Origin of the sequence: Propionispora vibrioides, from assembly GCF_900110485.1 — a bacterium.
GTDB lineage: Bacteria > Bacillota > Negativicutes > Propionisporales > Propionisporaceae > Propionispora > Propionispora vibrioides.
Genome location: NZ_FODY01000022.1, coordinates 64814 through 82098 on the forward strand (window position 1 = coordinate 64814; position 17285 = coordinate 82098).

A 17285-nucleotide genomic window follows, 5' to 3' on the forward strand; every position below is an offset into this window, starting at 1 on the left:
CCTCTATACTTATTATCCAACTTTTCGTTTAGTGATTCCTTCACATACTTCTCTGATTTTGCTTGCAGCTAAACACACATCTTTTTCGCTAATACCCAAGTGCGTGACAGCTCTAACTGTATATGTGTGCCAAGGATACAAAAATACCCCTTTTTTCTCACATAGACTAACAAATTCTTTAGCAGTAAGCCCAATATCTCGCGTATCTAGCATTACCATATTTGTTTGAACAGTTTCTAAATTAATATTAAGATACTTACTACTCTTAAGTAATGATCCCAGTAATTTGGCATTATGATGATCTACTTCTAAACGTTGAACATTATTTTTAATAGCGAATAATGCAGCTGCCGCCATAAACCCTGATTGATGAAGGCTACCGCCATACCACCTTCTATATTTTTTGGCTTTTTCAATAAAATTTTTACTTCCCATAATAATCGATCCAAATGGTGCTCCTAACCCTTTTGAAAATGAAGTCGATATACTATCGGTATATAATGCGTATTCTTTCACTGGAATATTGGTTGCAATACAGGCATTCAGAAATCGTTCTCCATCCATATGTAATGGGATTCCTTGTTTTTGAGCAAAAGAATAAACCTCTTTTAAATTTTCTATAGGGAAGATAGTTCCGCCGTATCCATTGATTGTATTTTCTAAAGATATTAGTGCTGGACGACTAAATAAATTCCCTCTAATTTTGTTACAAATTGCTTTTTCGATGTCCTCTACCCGTAATACTCCATCTTTTGAATGGCATGTATTTAATAGAATTTTCCCTAGATCAGTTGAGGGCCCTGCTTGAAAATAGTTTATATGATAACTACCGTCTAATATAATTTCGTCTCCCGCTTGTGTCCAACACCTAATAGAAACCTGGTCACTCATTGTTCCTGATGCCATAAATAAACCAGCTTCTTTACCAAAATATTTTGCACAATACTCCTCAAGTTCTACAGTAGTTTCATCTTCCCCATAACCATGATCGCCTACTTTTGCTTTATAAATAGCCTCCCGCATTTCCTCTGATGGTGACGTTACCGTATCACTTCTCAAATCAATTTTAATAGTCTTTTCCACTAAAATCCCTCCAATTATTTTGATATTTATTTCTTCAGTATTTCATCCTCCGGCAATGGGTGTCATTATAGTGATTTCATCATTATCTGACAAAAGGATATCATTGTTTAAATCTATCTTTTCATCATTTAGAAATATTAGAACTCCCTTACAAAAATCTCCGTTATTTGAGATAATATGGATCTTTAGTTTTTCATACCTTACACATAGACAATTTACAATGAAATCTTTTAATCCATACGGACTTTCAATATCAATTACTTCTTTAGACCTTCCTACTGATTTTTTTATTTGTGTCATATAATTTACTAATATCTGCATAAACATTCACCTCTGTTTTTTATATTGAGCATGCTGATTGTCTTTATGACGGCTTCAGTTTCGAGGGCTCCTTCATAAAATGCTCGTATTTTTGAATTTTGGAATTCATCAATTGAAACAATAAACATAAATAGCTCTGTATCACTTGCTAAAACCCTATCCAATGTGGTCGGAAGTTCCTTAGACTCTAACCCAATCCATGAGTTAGAATGGTGCATATGATAGGTTCCAATTAAGGTAAGTCCGCTTTTCTTTAATCTGTTTATAATATTCTTTGTCTCTATGGGGTCGGCCACCCATGCCCGTTCTTCTATGGGCAGTTTTGCCGGAATTGCAAATTTTTTTATTGTCGCATCCATATCCTGTTTTATATTACCAGCAATTCTATAATTCAAGTAAAGTGGCTCAACAGTATCAACAACAACTTTATTTCTTTCAATGCTTCCCCCCAACAAACCATATGCCTGTTGTTCATGATATTCTTCCAATAAATACATTCCATTTAATTTTCGCAAACAATGACGTACCATTTTTTCATAACACTCATTTGAAATGCTAATTTCAAAATTATCTCTGTTTTGCATTTTTACACTTCCAAATTAAATATTATCGATAAGCGGGAGTTTTTCATACATCCAAGAATACATCCCGCCATCAAGTACAAAGACCTTATATCCATAAGCCAATAATACTTTTGCCGCAAGAATACTTCTAGAATCTTCTTGACAGTAAACAATTAGACACTTATCTTTGAACTTATCCAATTCGTCCATTCGATTTTTTAAACTATGAATGGGAATATGTATAGAGTTGGGGATTGTTTTTTTTCTTTCGCAAAAATCCCTAATATCTAAAAAAATGAATTGGTGCTCATTATTACAAAAAATAGTGTAAGCATTTTTGACTTCTATTTTTTCTACTTCCTCTGTCTTAGGTTCTAAATTGCTAATTTTGTGGTAGTTCCCTATGATCTTAAGATTTGGTGTTTTACTACAAATTGGACAATTAGGATTTTTTCTGATATTTACCTTTTTGAAAACCATATCCAGTGCGTCATAGATAAGTAATTTACCAATAAGCGGTTCTCCAACTCCACATATTAATTTAATTACCTCAGTGGCTTGGATAGCTCCGATGACTCCTGGAAGTATACCGAACACCCCTAATTCTAAACTGCCAGGGATATTTTGAGCATTAGGCGGTTCGGGAAACAGGCAACGATAACAAGGTCCATCTTTAGCACCGAATATAGAAACTTTTCCCTCAAAATTATAAATGCTACCATATACGTATTTTTTGCCCAATGATATACTTGCATCATTAATTAAATAACGTGTTGCTAGATTATCTGTTGCATCAATGATATAATCGAAATTTGCAAAAATATTGGCATAATTCTTTTCAGTTAACACATTGTTGTATTTAATAATGTTTGTATTTGGATTAATATCTCTTAAACGCTGTTCCGCCACTTGAACTTTTAGTTTACCAATTTGAGATGTGCTATAGATGATCTGTCTTTGAAGATTACTTAAATCTACCGTATCAAATTCCACTAATCCAATTGTGCCAACTCCGCATGCAGCTAAATAAGTTGCAATAGGAGAGCCTAGACCGCCCATGCCTACAATTAGAACCTTCGAATCAATTATTTTCTCTTGTCCATCTACACCTATTTCTGGTAATATCAACTGTCTATTATATCTTTTGTATTCTTCTTTATTCATATCATTCAACTACAAACATGCTAAACTTTTAGACACGTTCTTCCTCCTTTATCAGTAATTAATTAAGTATCTCTCGGATTGTCGAATATTTTCACCTCCATTCAAAAACAGCAGGTGTTTAAAATTAATAACTTTTTGGAAGTTGATTCGAATATTATTTTATTACAAGCAATATTCCAATAAATCACACGATTGGTGTTATTTTTATAACTTGTCAATAGTAAAAAAGAGGAAATTTGTAATTATTATGGAATAAATGTAATATTATATATAGTTTGGTTTAAATAGATATAAGGGGATTTTATTAAAATTAAGTTCATCTCCAATATGCAAGGGGTTCTATATATATGGATAATGTTAAAATGTATGAATATTTATATGAGGGTTTGCAATTTAGACCCATGCGAGTTAGTCTTCAAACGATTAATAAACTTTCTGTAGAAAAGGGCATCATTGTACAGCAACAATACCCAAGAGATATTTTAAAAGATTCAGCACTATCTGAGATACTAAACCAAAATCGCTTATTAATTTCTATCGTTCGTCCATTACTATATAAGGTCTTTAGTCTATTTTCCAATAAGGCAAATTTATTACTTTTAACCGATGCAAATGGATATATCATTGATTTAATAAGTAGTCCTGAAATTCTTTTGTCTTGTTTTAATAATGGCATAATGTTAGGAACCTGCATGGACTATTTTAGTCTAGGAACAAATGCTATTAGTTTGTCTAAATATGAAAAAGGTACGATATCTATTTTGGGTAAGGAACATTTTTGCCATATTCTCCAATCCTTTAATTGCTTAGCAACTCCCATCAATTTAGGAATGAATATAATTGGATTTTTAGATATTTCGACGTTTGAGCCTTCTGATTTAGTGCACCTTTCAAGTGTAATTTTTTTATTAGCAGAGCTAATAAAAAGTCGATTTTCATATGATTCTTATAAACTTAATTTTAATAATGATAAAGATAATCTGAAAAGTGATATTCATAGTCTGAAAGAGAGTAAAATAACCTTTTTTGGAAAAATAATAGTTAATAGTAATTTTTTATTTACAATAAAGGAAATAGAAATTCTATATGAGATGTATATGAAAAAATCACCTGCTGATATAGTCAAAAAGCTGTGCATAACATCAAATACTTTTAAAACGCATCTAAGGCATATTTATCAAAAATTGAATGTTTGTACGATTGATGATTGCTTCGTTAAAATTGACAACCTACTTGGTCTTAATTAATAACTCAATTGTGTAGATGAAAATAGATAGGATCAATCAGTTGTGGAAGCTGAACTTAATAAATTTTATGTGGAATGTAATATATAGATTGTTTTGTGATATAGAGAACAGTATCGCGTTGGTAACGGCGAAACTAAAAACCATAAGTCTCCTAACCAAACAGACCATAACTTACCAAGTAGTAAGTTATGGTCTGTTTTTTGTATAAACCATGCTGCTTTTGATATAGATCACTTCTTTTTAGCGACAGAAATAGTATGATTGCATTATAAATTAAAGCGAGAAGCTGGTTAATACAGCAGTTCTACTGTTATTAAGGAGTGTGAGCGAATATGTATCATATCGGTATAGATATAGGTTACGCTACATTTAAATATATCATTTTAAAAGAAACCGCTACCATCGATAGTGGGTATTTGTTTCATCGCGGTAATATTGACGCTGCAGTTAACAATTTGCTGACCAAAATAGAAAAAGAGTATAACATCAGAGAATGTTATTTTGGTATTGCCGGTGAACAAGCAGAGCGGATGCCTAATTTGAAGCAATATGTTGTTAATGAAATGACTGCCTTAATTGAAGGAGCCTTTGCCAGCGATCCTTCTTTGCGAACTATTATTGAGCTTGGGGCCCAGAAAGCAAAGTATGTTACCAATGTTTCTGCAGAAGATAAAGCTCATATCAAATTCTCGATGAATTCAAGTTGTTCAGCGGGAACAGGTTCTTTTCTGGAAGAACAGGTTTCGCGGTTAGGGATCAGTTTGTATGAGTACTCCGACTATGTAAAAAAAGCAACCCATATCCCCCGGATAGCGGGGCGATGCAGTGTATTTTCCAAAACAGATATGATTCATCATCAGCAGGAAGGCGTGAAAACCGAAGATATATTACTGGGGCTGGCTTATGCTCTGGTACGAAATTTTAAAGCCAATGTAGTCCAGAAGGAAGCGCTTACTCCTCCGGTCATGCTAACTGGTGGCGTGGTATACAATAAAGGAGTTATCGCAGCGTTAAAAGCAATATTTCAGTTAGAAGATAAGGATATCATAATTCCCACGCATTTTGATAAGATGATTGCTTTCGGAGCAGCGCTTCTGGCCAAAGAGCAACAAATGACCGTGACCGTAGAAGAACTTAAGACTGCAGTTGGGCCTTCTCAGCAGGATAAGAATAAAAAAGAAACTAACGGTTATCCCGCATTGTATCCATTTGGTCAAAATGAAAGCAGCAACAAACATACCTGCCACAGTGCGGAAAATATCGAGGAAGGATACTTGGGAATTGATATTGGTTCTACCAGTACCAATCTGGTATTGATTGATCAGGGTAAAAAGGTCATTGCCTATAGATACTTGCGTACCAGGGGAAAGCCTCGCCAAGTGGTTAGCGACGGAATTGCTGAACTAGCGGAACAATTTAAACACCAGATCAGGATAAAAGGAATCGGGACGACGGGATCGGGTCGCTATCTGATTGGTAATGAGCTGGGGGCGGGCATCATTGTTGATGAAATTACTGCCCAGGCCAAGGGGGCAGTTGCGGCTGATCCTGAGGTGGATACCATCTTTGAAATTGGCGGACAAGATTCTAAATATATCCGCCTGCAAAATGGCATGGTCGTAGATTTCGAGATGAATAAAATATGTGCTGCCGGAACAGGATCTTTTATTGAAGAACAGGCGAAAAAATTAGCTATACCGATTGAAAGCTTTTCCCAGTTAGCACTAAAAAGTGAAAATCCGTTGAATCTAGGTGACCGGTGCACCGTTTTTATTGAAGGAAATACCGCTAAAGCGTTAGCGAACAATGAAAGTAAGAACGATATTGCCGCCGGATTGGCCTATTCCATTGTCAATAATTATTTAAATCGTGTCGTGGGCACCCGGTCTATTGGTAAAAAAATATTTTTGCAAGGCGGCATTGCTTACAATCAAGCCGTGGTTAATGCATTTCGCGCGGTACTAAAAAAGGAGATCCTTATACCCCCATTTTTCAGTGTCACAGGAGCTCTGGGGGCTGCCCTTTTACTGCAAGAAAAAATGATGCAGGATACCCAGGATGTAAGCAGAGATAAAAATAATGAGTCATCAGCTCCCTGCAACATTTTGCAGGAAATGGAGAGTTTGTTTTTAAAAAATTATACCGGGGCTATCGATAAGACGAAACTGACCATCGGCATTCCCCGTGTATTGTTTTTGCACAAGTTGTTTCCCCTGTTCCATGAAGTATTCAAAACATTAGGATTTAATGTAATTCTGTCGAAAGCAACGGATGAGGACATCGTGGCTTTGAGTCAGGAATATTCAATGGATGAAACTTGCTATCCCATAAAACTCATTAATGGTCACGTAGCTTCCCTGTTGAAGCAAGGTGTGGATTATATCTTTCTGCCAAGCTTATATACGATGAAACATGATGTTTCCCAAAGCCGTGAGGACTATGCCTGCGTATACATGCAGAGCACCTCGAAAGTGATTGCTCATGTAATGAACTTAGCCGAAAAAGGCGTAAAATTATTATCGCCGGCGCTTTCTTTTAAATTTGGTAAAGTGTATATGATGAAGACCTTATTAGCTATGGGAAGAGAGCTTGGGAAAAACAAGGCCCAGATAGCCTTTGCCATTATGAAAGGCATGGCAAGAATGAAAGAATACAGCCGTGATGTGGAAGAGTTAAATCAAAAGGTAGCAGAGAGTCTGCAAAAGGAAGAAAAGGCATTTATTATCATAACGCGAACCTATAATACGGCGGATCCGATACTCAATATGAAGATTCCCCAGAAGCTAATCGAGATGGGCTATAAAGTATTAACCCTTGCGAATATTCCTGCCTATGATTATGACGTATCGGCGTATTATCCCAACATGTACTGGCCCTTTGGGCAACATATTTTGGCGGGGGCAAAGCTTGTAAGAGATATGCCTAATCTGTATCCCATTTATATTACCAACCATGGTTGTGGTCCGGATACCATACTAAGCCATTATTTTACTGGCGAAATACAGGGCAAGCCGTATTTGCATATTGAGGTGGATGAACATTCCTCCAGTGTTGGTGTGATTACCCGCTTGGAAGCGTTCATTAACAGTTTGGATCATTATGATGGAAAAACAGTGACCGCAGAAAGCGCAACGGAGAAAGCGGAACCTTCCGGAACCGAAGCGGGCAAACTGGTACTGCCGAATCTGTATCCCTATAGTCAAGTCTTAGGCGAATGGTTTACCAAAAAGGGAATTGCCACGGAAGTTTTACCGGCGTCTACACAAAAATCATTAGAAGTGGGCAAACAGTTTACTAAGTCCAAAGAATATGTATCGCTGTTTTCTTTGTTGGGCGATGTCTTTTATCACTTGCAAAATACGGGAGAAAAGAAGGTAAAACTCTGGCTGCCGCAAAGTGAAGGCAGTGAGGTGTATGGCCAATATGGAAAAATAGTGAGTGAAAAGTTAAAAGCCGCAGGCTATCAAGCAGAAGTGATTTCTCCTTTTATCGAAGATCTATTGCAAAGTAAGGAGTACGGTTTTACTTTTGCCTTGGGAGTAATCCTGGCCGATTTGGTGATGATTTCCGCTAAAGAAGAGCGAGACAAGGTGTTGTTAAAAGGGCTTGACCTGATAAAAACTGGCGGACTGAACGAACAAAATCTTGTTGCCCTGGCCAGGGAGATTTATAGTGGACTCAAGAAGAAAAGCTATGACAAACAGCTTTATGTACTTGGCGAAGGAAGTGTCATATTTAATGGCTATTTAAATAGTTTCCAATTGGCAGCATTGGAAACCAAGCATCGGATATGGTATCAGCCCTTAGCGGAACAACTTCTGTTTACCTGGCATGATCATTTCAGTAAAACACCGAAGAGGGACAAGGAATATAAAATAAACCTAGCGAAAATAAAAGCGCTTCTAAAGGAAATTGGTAATGCCTTAGCGGAATATAATTCCTTTGATCGGGACTTTGCTGGATTGGTGAAGCAGGCTGATAAAAAATTAGACCTATATGCCGGTGGCGGCGGACGGTATAGATTTGCTAAGCTATTTCGCTGCCCTGAAGCGATCCATGGTATTTTAATGGTGAGTTCCATGTATGAAAATACGGCTACCATACAGAAAATGCTGAGGAACAGAGATGCGAAGGAGCTAAGCCAGCCTGTACTTGACTTGTCTTTCGATGGATCCAGCCACAGCAATAATAAAGAAATACTGGATACTTTTATACACTATATATAAAACTCAAAATATAAAATAGCGAAGATTTTTATAAATAAAGTTTTTGTAGGACACATTTGGCGTCAAAGGAAGAATGATAGGTATAGAGAAAAGGAGAACTCCTTCGTGGTTAACAAAAACTGGGAAGGAGTTCTCCTTTTCTTTATGGAATAAGTAGTAAAATAGCAGAATTTCTTACCCAAAGCCTATTGGTAAGATTAATAAATCGATCTCCAAATCTTGAAAACAAGTAATGTATTTACAGGAGAAACTACCATGGATAAAAGTGAAGAGCTTCAGACAGGACAATATAGTAATGTACCCATTGTAATCTTATTAGTTTTGATGTATGTCATAGTCGCTATGAGTGATAACTTTAAAGGCATATTTGTGCCATTTTTTAAAGAGGATTTTGGCGTAAATAATACGCAGATTGGCTATATTTTAACCGTCAGCTTGCTGGCCTACGCAATATTTCAGTATGTTGGCGGCATACTTATAGAAAAACTGGGGTACAAAAAAGTTATATCTCTTGGTTTCATTACAGGAATTGTCTCCCTGCTGCTTTTAATTTCATTTAAAACCTATGCAATGTTAGTTATTGGTTTATTTGGTTTAAATATTGGCATGGCAATGTTTAATGTGGGCGTTAACACATTAGGGCCAATACTTACGGTTACATCAACAGCTGTTCTGATGAATTTCGTAAACTTTTCTTATGGGGCTAGTAATACAGCGATACAAAAAACGGTAGGTAGTCTTTTAGCTAAGGGGATACCATGGCCCCAATTTTATGTGTTCATGCTTATTTGTTGTGTGGTATTATTCTTATATTTGTTGCTAATTAAAATACCCTATATGCCAAAAAGTAAAAAGATAACTTATAAAAAGAAAGATTTGTTCAAAAACAAAATTCTTTATCTTTATATAATTGCGTTAGGCTTCTATTTGGGCTCGGAATATGGTATAGGCAACTGGTTTGTTAATTATATGGGTGAGGAATTTAACTTGGCTGCAGATAAAAGGGCGCTTTACGCGGCGTTGTTCTTTGGATTTGAAACAGTGGGAAGGTTATTTGGTGGATTTATTGTAGATAGATTAGGAACTTTTCGAAGTATGCTAATCTATAGCGGCTTTGCTTTCTTGTTATCTACGGCCGGTATTGTACTGGGTGAGGCTGGTCTAATGATATTCGCGCTGGCCGGATTATTTTATTCTATTATATATCCAACTATAATCACTACCGCCCATGCGGTTTTCAAAGACGCAGCATCCTATGCAACAGGGTTGATTTTAATGTGCGGAACGCTCATTGCGATGATTGTAAATATGGTAATGGGTATAGCAAACGATGTAATAGGTGTTTATTACTCATACTACAGTGTAGCCGTATGCATGGCTATAACTACATTAGCCATTTTGTTAATTAAAAGAAGTGTGGAAATAGCAAAAGGGAAACAACAATTGCTGCAACTATAATATTGATTCTTTCCCCATTTAACTATCGAAATGGCGGCTATACTTCGCCGCCATTTTGTTTGATGATAGTTACCGCCTCGTCCACACGATTAGGCGGGGCAAAAACAACAAGAGTAAAGGCATGCCCTCCGGCTAATGGGTTTCCGCTCATGCTAAAGCCGCTTACAGAAGGGTCGGCGCCCATGAGCACGCGTTCAGCCGCTTTGGATTCTTTTGAAGTGTTTGCCGAAAACAAGGTAAGGCCGGTTAATGTTTCGGCACTGGATATTGCACTGTCCAACTCGTCGTCGGTAGATACGCCAAAGCGGCTGGAGCGTTTGATGGAACTGTCGGTTAGTCCGGCATTTGCCAATGATGTTTTTGCCGCTTCTGCTTTGGTCATTGAGGGAAAAGTGGAAATGATTGTTTGTTCTTTTGGCATTTTATTTAGCCTCCTAAAGGATAGTCTTAATAGCATTTGTTGTAATCATTTTTCTATCCCTCTGGGGATTGCTAATGCAGTAATATCGCAAGATATGGCAGGAATAAAACGAGGTCAGCCGTGAGAAAGGTTATGGGGGACGGTACTGTTGATTTAAAGGACAATGAGAGTTAGAATATATTTTAGATAAGCCGGGATCAAAAGCTCATCTAAAATTAAGACAATTTATATTCTTTATCTCATTGCTATACTTATAGCCATTAGAGCTGTTAAAGGGGCAAAGATATATGACGCGTAAGCAGCTTGTTTTTTTGTGTTTGAAATTCAGTGACGTTTACGAAGATTATCCTTTCAATAAAAGGCAGTCTGGTATCTTATGGACTACCATAAGACATAAAGAAAATAAAAAGATTTTTGCTTTAATTTTTGAGCGTGATAATCAATTATATATTAATGTAAAATGCGAGCCTCAGTACATAGAAGAGATAAGAGAACTGAAGAAAGATGTTTTTCCTGGTTTTCACATGAATAAAAGTCATTGGAATACCGTGAGGATTAATGGCGATGTGTCTAAGGAAGAATTAGCTCAGATGATTGAGCATAGTTATAGCTTGACATTAAAACCTAAATTCCTGATGGAATCCAATAAGAAGCGGGCGGAGCTGTTTTGCTGAGAAATCGATATAATTTCTCAAAGGTGAAAAGTGGTTTTGAGAATAGGAGAAACCGTCCATAGAAGGCTTGAATCAATATTTAAATAAGAGAGGGATCTATATGATTGTTACCTGTGTTACTGTTTATGTAAAAAAAGAATTTATCGCTGAGTTTATTGAAGCTACATTGGAAAACCACAAAAACTCTATTAAAGAAGAAGGCAATCTTCGTTTTGATGTACTTCAATGCAACACGGATGAAACAAGATTTTTCTTGTATGAAGCCTATTTAACAGAAGAAGCATCAGCAGCGCATAAGAAAACAGCCCATTATCTAAAGTGGCGCGATACGGTTGCCAATTGGATGGCCCAGCCACGAGAGGGAGTTGCACATTCGGTTATTGCACCCCTTAAAAAAGATTTATGGAAGTAAAAGAATGCAATTTGGCAAGGAAATCTCAGAATGGTGAACTAGCCTTAAAAGTACTTAATTTCGATGATACTGTTGCCAGCCTGGCAGTATACTTATGCTGGAAGGAGAAACAAATATGGCAGTTGTAAAATGTACAAAATGTGGAAAAGTGTTTAATACAGAAGGAGCCATATTGAAACCGATAGGTGATGGCGGATATATGGAATGTTGTCCTAAATGCGGTAGTACCAGTGTATATTATGTGGATGATTTTCAAAGAGAAGAAGAGGATAGATGGTGGAAGGGCTTTTGATGAGGTAATCAGCAAGATGTTTTTCATACAGGTGAAATAGTACTTCTATATTTTCTACCAATTGGCGGGAGGCTTCTACCATGAATGGACTGGAGTATCAGATTAAGACTTTTGATTTTTATTTTGAAAACCATGGCGGAACGTATCGCATTTTTGTTTCGGTACCGAAAGGTCCTGTGCCTGCCGCCGGTTATCCGGTCATGTACCTGCTTGATGGGAACTTGACTTTTCCCATGCTGCAGGCTGCCCAGCAGTCGAATGATTTTGGTCCGGTAGTAACAGTTGGGGTGGGGTATCCGATTGATTCGGGCCTTGATGTGGGCCGGCGCTACTTCGATCTTACACCGCCTACTTTGCCGGAGTTAATTCCTCTTTCGGCTATAGGCCGGGGCGACTTGGCAACCGGTGGACAGGACACCTTCTTTGCCTCGATCGAAACGGAATTGAAACCGGTGATTGAAAAGCTTGCACCCATTGACCGCAACCGGCAGACCATATTCGGACATTCCCTGGCAGGTTTGCTGGTCATGCATATCCTTTATATTTCTTCGGCTTCGTTTCAAACCTATGTGGCCGCTGATCCATCCATCTGGTGGAATGGCGGTTCGATTTTGACGGAGCATGCCGGTTTCTTGGAGCACGGGCAGGCTGGGCGGGAAAAGGCACCTGTGCGGCTATTGGTGGAAACCGCCGGTAAACGGGGGTTTCGGAAGGGGACTTCTAAAGCAGAACAGATCGTGCTGGCGAAGGTTCGCTCTGGCCCTACGGGAAAGGAGCTTGCCGCGGCGTTAGAGGGACTGCCCGGCCTGCATGTAAGTTTTCGGGAGCAGGTTGGCGAAAATCACGGTTCCATGCTGCCTTATTCGGTAGCAGATGCGCTGTGTTTTGCCCTGCAGGGAACTGTTTATCCGTAATAGACTTTTTCTGAAATTACGGGGACGGTACGTTTGATTCAAGATGTGACAGGTATAATAAAATATAGCTATGCAAATTTAGCGAGAAATTGCCTAAGTCAGAGATGTCTAGACTAAACAGTACTGTCCTCCTTTGCGGGCGGTCAAGAAGCTGGTTGCGGCGTTAGGCGGGCTGCTTGGCCTTTACTTGAATTCTCGGGAGTAGGCAGATGAAACTCACAGATCAATACTGCCGGAGGTGGAGGCGGACGTACTTGTTTTTGCTCGGGTGGGAAGCTGGTCTTTCATAAAACTCTTGGCAGAAAAGAAAAAAGCATTAGTCAGGCTTGTAAACAGGCCTCGGCTAATGCTCTTTCGATATCTGGGACGATTTTATGGGGGCTGGTTAATATATACAAGGTGTTTCCGCCTATTTTTTCTTATTCTGCAGGCGGCTCATGTAGCGTTCCAACGAGTATTTTCCTTCTTCCTGCCACCAGGCCTCATAGTACAGATCCTGATGATCGCCGGGATCGGCTTCTTGTTTGGCAAAGTTTGCTTTACAGGCTGCGGCAGGTTGATGGGGTGATTTATGATAGCCATGGCTGCCAAAAATCAGGCGGGATAGTATTACCAATCCGACACTTTGCCAGTAAGTAATCGCCTTCCAGCCCCATAAATCAGGCAATAGTGCGTTCCAAAGTATTTGCACAAAAAAACCGAAGGCAAGCCCCAGGAGTAATGCTAACAGCAGGCCATATAAAATTTGTACCAATACGTGGCGTGTTTTGGTTATACAAAAATTACAATGAACGTTCATGACCTCTATTCACCTCTGTCCAAATTTTGTTCATGCTCTTGCAGTAGTTTTCTTAGTTTAGTGGTTGCCCGGCTTTTTCTTGCCAGCAATGTGCCAATCGGTTCTTGCCATTTCACCGATAATTCCTTGAAGCTGTAGCCGTCAATTTCCGTGGCAACCCATACGGCACGTTGTTTGGGCTCTAAGCTCAATAAGGCGTTTTTTAAGAGTAAAGCAAGTTCTTTTTGCTCTACGATATATTCAATGGCTGCCCGGTTATCCAGCATTAGCTCATTTCTTTGCAACTGGGCACCCACCTCGACGGCATCCAGGGAGACTACCGGTTGGGGACGGCGAAACCAATCGAATATTTTATTTTTAACCGATTGATAGAGATAGGGCAGCAGATTTTCAATGGGGCGATCAGCGCTCAACCGGTTATATACGTTAAATAAAGTATCGGCTACGATATCTTCCGCATCCATATCGGAAATGCCTGTGATCTTGGAGCGAACAAAACGAAGTAAGTTTTCTTTTTCTTGCTTAAACAGGATGATGAGATCTTGTTCGTTTTTTTGCAAAATAAACATTCCTCTACAAGGTTCGTACGCGTCGTATGGCTGAATAAGGCTGGATCATGGCAGCCTGTCGTTAGATAGTTCCTTAACGGTGACCTGGGGATGACGGTAACGTTGCCGGGCCGCCGTCCGTTTGCCAAATTCGATACTTTTGGCCGGACATAGGTGCAGACAGGCCAGGCATTCCTGGCAATTATGCAGCCATTGCGGCCTTTGCCCTGTCAGAGTTATGTTCTTGACCGGGCATACTTTGGCACAGGTGCCGCAACCGGTACAGGATTCTTTACAACTGAATTTTGTATAAGTATTGGGAAGTAAATGTTTCTGCCAATACTGGTTGATTCTCTGGAGGGGGGCGTAAATTCCTTCCGAGTCATAATGGCGGTTGCGTGCTGTGATCGAATGGATAATTCGTTCTACTTTTTTGTCGGCTGCCGCTAATATTTGCTGCCGTTTTTCCGGCGATGGAATATCAGAAAGCGGAATATAGCTGGAGATCATTTGCACATGATAGCCTGCATGCAGTTCTTGCTTTTGGGCAGAGAAAAGTTTTTTTAGCTGTTTCAGTGAACTGTTCAGGTATTGACTGCTGCCGCTGGTTACGATCGCAAATACATAATTTACTTTTGAGGCAAATCTTAGCTTACGGATAAAAGCGGCAACCAGCGGCGGCACGCCAAAATAATGGGTGGGAATGACCAGTCCTACCACGTCAGCATCAATAAAAATACTTTCTTCTTGGATTGTGCGCGGAATGGGGCATAAACGGCAATCTTCAATGTTGGCCGCCAGAACATTAGCCACGTGCTTGGAGTTGCCGGTCGCTGAAAAGTAATAGATGATAGTTTTCGGCATAGAATGAATAACCACCTACTAGTTTATAGTTTGCAAGTATTTAATAAAAGGCATATTCAAGGTTACTTTGAGAAAAGAAATCCAGCCAATGTAATTGGATAAAATTTTATTGGCTTATTGATAATCAATGGTGACGCCCACACCAAAATGGATGAAATAATCGGGGAAGCCGTTAATAGGGAGCCAATAGGAGATGATATTTTTGTCGCCGCGAGTAATGGTTTTGTAAGTGGCTTTTTGGGTTTGCAAGGCTTGATTGGCCAGACAACCTCTGTGGGCTTCCGGTGCGCCTTGCTCAATACACCTCATGCCAGGCGTACGGCCAAACGCCGCACCGGCTGTATTTACGGCAATGACTTCACGACTCTTGTGCACCAGGGTAACCGGTTCAGGGAAATTTTCCCACATTAATTGAAAGGCTTCAATTACTTTAGTATCAAGATTCATCACGCACACTCCTTAGTAAATTTAATAAGGTCCTACTTATAATAACGCTAACAGAGTGATTTTATTGCAGTCTGCTTAACTTTTAAAAATATTTATTCTTAAGGGTACCGCCAAAAGAAAGGATCTTTTGGCCACACCACAAAAACAGTGAAAATGGCCCCGCTCTTGTTTCTGACAAGGGGGGGCCATTGTACATTCTTCAATGGGAATGATTTTATTTACAAAAATGACTAATGGTTAACTGTTAGAGCATTTGCTTGGCTTTGGCGACCGTAATTTCCAATACCCTGGTTAAAAACGAGAACTTTTCCTTCATCATGTCAAATTCAGGGCCGGATGCAAGAAATTTTCCTGTTCCTTCGACGAGAAAGCCTGTACCCTGGTAATCTTTATAGCCCAGAACCTCCCTGCTGCCTAAAGTCAGTTTCACTTTATTGTGGAGAGTAAGATTTTTTTCAGTCCGGTGCATAGCATACGCCGGAATTAAGATTCTTTGGTCAGGCGTGACAACCAGGTAGGAATTCCAGGTATTTACCACATGAGCTTCTTCTGTATTCCAGGTCACGATGGAAACGACTCCTTCATGGGTTAACACTTCGAAAAATTTTTCGCTTAGCATATTTTTCCTCCTATATGTTTGTGAAATGTAAAATAAAAGACAACTATAATCGCAGATATACATTATCTATGATTATTATATAAAGAGTATTTCTTTCTGTCAACCGGTTCTTGCGTAAAAGGAATATAATCGTAGATAATATTTAACTACAATATGAAGGAGTTTGTATTGACTAATCGGAAATATGGAAGTACTATGTGAAAAGTAAACAGTATAAGAAGGTGAATTCGTTGCAATTTTCGGTAGGCGTAGAGTACGCGTTACATTGCCTGTTATATATGGTCGATTTCCCGGCCGGCAAGTCAGTGGGAATCAAGGACTTAGCGGCGTACCAGGGTATTTCTGAGACCTATCTTTCCAAGGTATATACAAAGCTTACGAAAGCGGGTATTGTCAAATCAATTCCCGGCGTTAAAGGCGGGTATGAATTGACCCGTACTCCGGAGGCAATCACCTTTTGGGATGTTGTGGAGGCTATCGAGGGTGCTTCTTACTTTTTCCGCTGTGTGGAAATTAGGCAAAAAGAGATATTGCTGGATAAAGAAAATCTGCCGGACTCACACAAAAAATGTCCCTGTTTAATTAAGGTGGTCATGCTGGAAGCGGAAGAACAGATGAGGCAGTACCTGAGAGCTAAAACGTTGGCCTGGCTGCATGCTGAGGTGCAGTCTAAAGTTCCTGCCGGGCAGCGGGCGGCAACGTTGGACTGGTTTCTGCGTGGCCGGGCGCGGTAGGGAGCTGCTTTTTTCGGGATGCACGTTTACTTGCAAGGAAAGCGTGCAGGGAGAGGTTGAGGGGACGGTACTTTCGATTTAGTAAGGTGATGGATGTAGAAATATATTTATTCCAATATAGTGAAAAATTATTCAAGCCGGAATTTCTTGATTTAAAAGTACCGTCCCGTGCGCCAAGAAGCGCACGGAGTAAAGCGGGTGGAAATCCCGCCAGAGAAGGTCTAGCCAGCCACTCTGTATCCAGCCTTGGGACTGAAGCGGTAACGCCAGGTCTAAGCGTAGGTAGGAAAGGTAGTAGGCCGAAAGCGAAAGCTGAAGATGTAGAATCCCGAAATTCCTAAAGGGAAAGGTCGATGTATGGGACGAGCAGAAGACAATACTGGGCTTAGCGATAAAGGCGAGTTAAGTCTGGCGCCCCGGGATCGAAGGTCTTGGCATGCTACACACCATTACTCCGTGTGAACTTGGGAGACCCTGCCGCTCTCCGAAAGGAGTATGG

At 39.5% G+C, this 17285-nt stretch carries 18 protein-coding genes; 8 read left to right on the forward strand and 10 right to left on the reverse strand.

Going from position 1 to position 17285, the window contains the following annotated elements; genetic code table 11:
* Positions 1-12: 12 nt before the first annotated feature.
* Genes BMW43_RS15675 through moeB form a run of 4 tightly spaced genes read right to left on the reverse strand, consistent with a single transcriptional unit; the run spans position 13 to position 3131 of the window.
* Positions 13-1083: a threonine aldolase family protein gene (locus tag BMW43_RS15675; RefSeq protein ID WP_091749703.1), complete on the reverse strand. Its 1071-nt coding sequence runs from the start codon at positions 1081-1083 to the stop codon at positions 13-15.
* 42 nt (positions 1084-1125) lie between these two features.
* A complete protein-coding gene (locus BMW43_RS15680; RefSeq protein ID WP_177173628.1) occupies positions 1126-1404 on the reverse strand; it encodes a MoaD/ThiS family protein in 279 nt (92 codons plus the stop codon).
* Entirely contained in the window at positions 1392-1988 is a 597-nt protein-coding gene (locus tag BMW43_RS15685; protein WP_091749709.1) for a hypothetical protein, read from the reverse strand. The genes BMW43_RS15680 and BMW43_RS15685 overlap by 13 nt, the downstream gene beginning before the upstream one ends.
* 15 nt (positions 1989-2003) lie before the next feature.
* On the reverse strand, positions 2004-3131 hold the full coding sequence (gene moeB, locus BMW43_RS15690) for a HesA/MoeB/ThiF family protein (RefSeq protein WP_143050640.1): 1128 nt from the start codon (positions 3129-3131) through the stop codon (positions 2004-2006).
* Positions 3132-3478: 347 nt separating this feature from the next.
* Between moeB and BMW43_RS15695 the strand changes: the two genes are divergently transcribed.
* The 3 genes from BMW43_RS15695 (at position 3479) to BMW43_RS15705 (ending at position 10062) form a co-directional block, all read left to right on the forward strand.
* Entirely contained in the window at positions 3479-4378 is a 900-nt protein-coding gene (locus tag BMW43_RS15695) for a LuxR C-terminal-related transcriptional regulator (protein WP_091749715.1), read from the forward strand.
* A 332-nt stretch (positions 4379-4710) separates the two neighbouring features.
* A complete protein-coding gene (locus tag BMW43_RS15700) occupies positions 4711-8604 on the forward strand; it encodes an acyl-CoA dehydratase activase (RefSeq protein WP_091749718.1) in 3894 nt (1297 codons plus the stop codon).
* A gap of 255 nt (positions 8605-8859) precedes the next feature.
* Positions 8860-10062 carry an MFS transporter gene (locus BMW43_RS15705; protein WP_091749721.1) on the forward strand — a complete coding sequence of 401 codons (1203 nt, stop codon included), beginning with the start codon at positions 8860-8862 and terminating at the stop codon, positions 10060-10062.
* A gap of 37 nt (positions 10063-10099) precedes the next feature.
* Here the strand turns inward: BMW43_RS15705 and BMW43_RS15710 are convergent, their stop codons facing one another.
* A complete protein-coding gene (locus BMW43_RS15710) occupies positions 10100-10483 on the reverse strand; it encodes a hypothetical protein (protein WP_091749724.1) in 384 nt (127 codons plus the stop codon).
* A gap of 287 nt (positions 10484-10770) precedes the next feature.
* Between BMW43_RS15710 and BMW43_RS15715 the strand changes: the two genes are divergently transcribed.
* The 4 genes from BMW43_RS15715 to BMW43_RS15725 all read left to right on the forward strand — a co-directional run bounded on the left by BMW43_RS15715 (position 10771) and on the right by BMW43_RS15725 (position 12775).
* Entirely contained in the window at positions 10771-11157 is a 387-nt protein-coding gene (locus tag BMW43_RS15715; RefSeq protein ID WP_091749727.1) for an MmcQ/YjbR family DNA-binding protein, read from the forward strand.
* A gap of 100 nt (positions 11158-11257) precedes the next feature.
* Positions 11258-11569: an antibiotic biosynthesis monooxygenase gene (locus BMW43_RS15720; RefSeq protein ID WP_091749732.1), complete on the forward strand. Its 312-nt coding sequence runs from the start codon at positions 11258-11260 to the stop codon at positions 11567-11569.
* Between the two features lie 115 nt (positions 11570-11684).
* Complete coding sequence (locus BMW43_RS21235) at positions 11685-11861, forward strand: hypothetical protein (RefSeq protein ID WP_177173629.1); 177 nt, start codon at positions 11685-11687, stop codon at positions 11859-11861.
* Between the two features lie 80 nt (positions 11862-11941).
* Positions 11942-12775: an alpha/beta hydrolase gene (locus BMW43_RS15725; RefSeq protein WP_091749735.1), complete on the forward strand. Its 834-nt coding sequence runs from the start codon at positions 11942-11944 to the stop codon at positions 12773-12775.
* A gap of 409 nt (positions 12776-13184) precedes the next feature.
* Here BMW43_RS15725 and BMW43_RS15730 read toward each other — a convergent pair whose 3' ends face one another.
* The 5 genes from BMW43_RS15730 to BMW43_RS15750 form a co-directional block, all read right to left on the reverse strand.
* On the reverse strand, positions 13185-13574 hold the full coding sequence (locus BMW43_RS15730; RefSeq protein ID WP_091749739.1) for a hypothetical protein: 390 nt from the start codon (positions 13572-13574) through the stop codon (positions 13185-13187).
* Positions 13575-13579: 5 nt separating this feature from the next.
* Entirely contained in the window at positions 13580-14143 is a 564-nt protein-coding gene (locus BMW43_RS15735; protein ID WP_245732525.1) for an RNA polymerase sigma factor, read from the reverse strand.
* Positions 14144-14188: 45 nt separating this feature from the next.
* A complete protein-coding gene (locus BMW43_RS15740) occupies positions 14189-14986 on the reverse strand; it encodes an EFR1 family ferrodoxin (RefSeq protein ID WP_091749742.1) in 798 nt (265 codons plus the stop codon).
* A 114-nt stretch (positions 14987-15100) separates the two neighbouring features.
* Entirely contained in the window at positions 15101-15433 is a 333-nt protein-coding gene (locus BMW43_RS15745; RefSeq protein WP_091749745.1) for a hypothetical protein, read from the reverse strand.
* 244 nt (positions 15434-15677) lie between these two features.
* Positions 15678-16052, reverse strand: a complete 375-nt coding sequence (locus BMW43_RS15750; RefSeq protein WP_091749749.1) for a pyridoxamine 5'-phosphate oxidase family protein — start codon at positions 16050-16052, stop codon at positions 15678-15680.
* Positions 16053-16249: 197 nt separating this feature from the next.
* Between BMW43_RS15750 and BMW43_RS15755 the strand changes: the two genes are divergently transcribed.
* Positions 16250-16786 carry an RrF2 family transcriptional regulator gene (locus tag BMW43_RS15755; RefSeq protein WP_218140702.1) on the forward strand — a complete coding sequence of 179 codons (537 nt, stop codon included), beginning with the start codon at positions 16250-16252 and terminating at the stop codon, positions 16784-16786.
* The last annotated feature ends 499 nt before the right edge of the window (positions 16787-17285 follow it).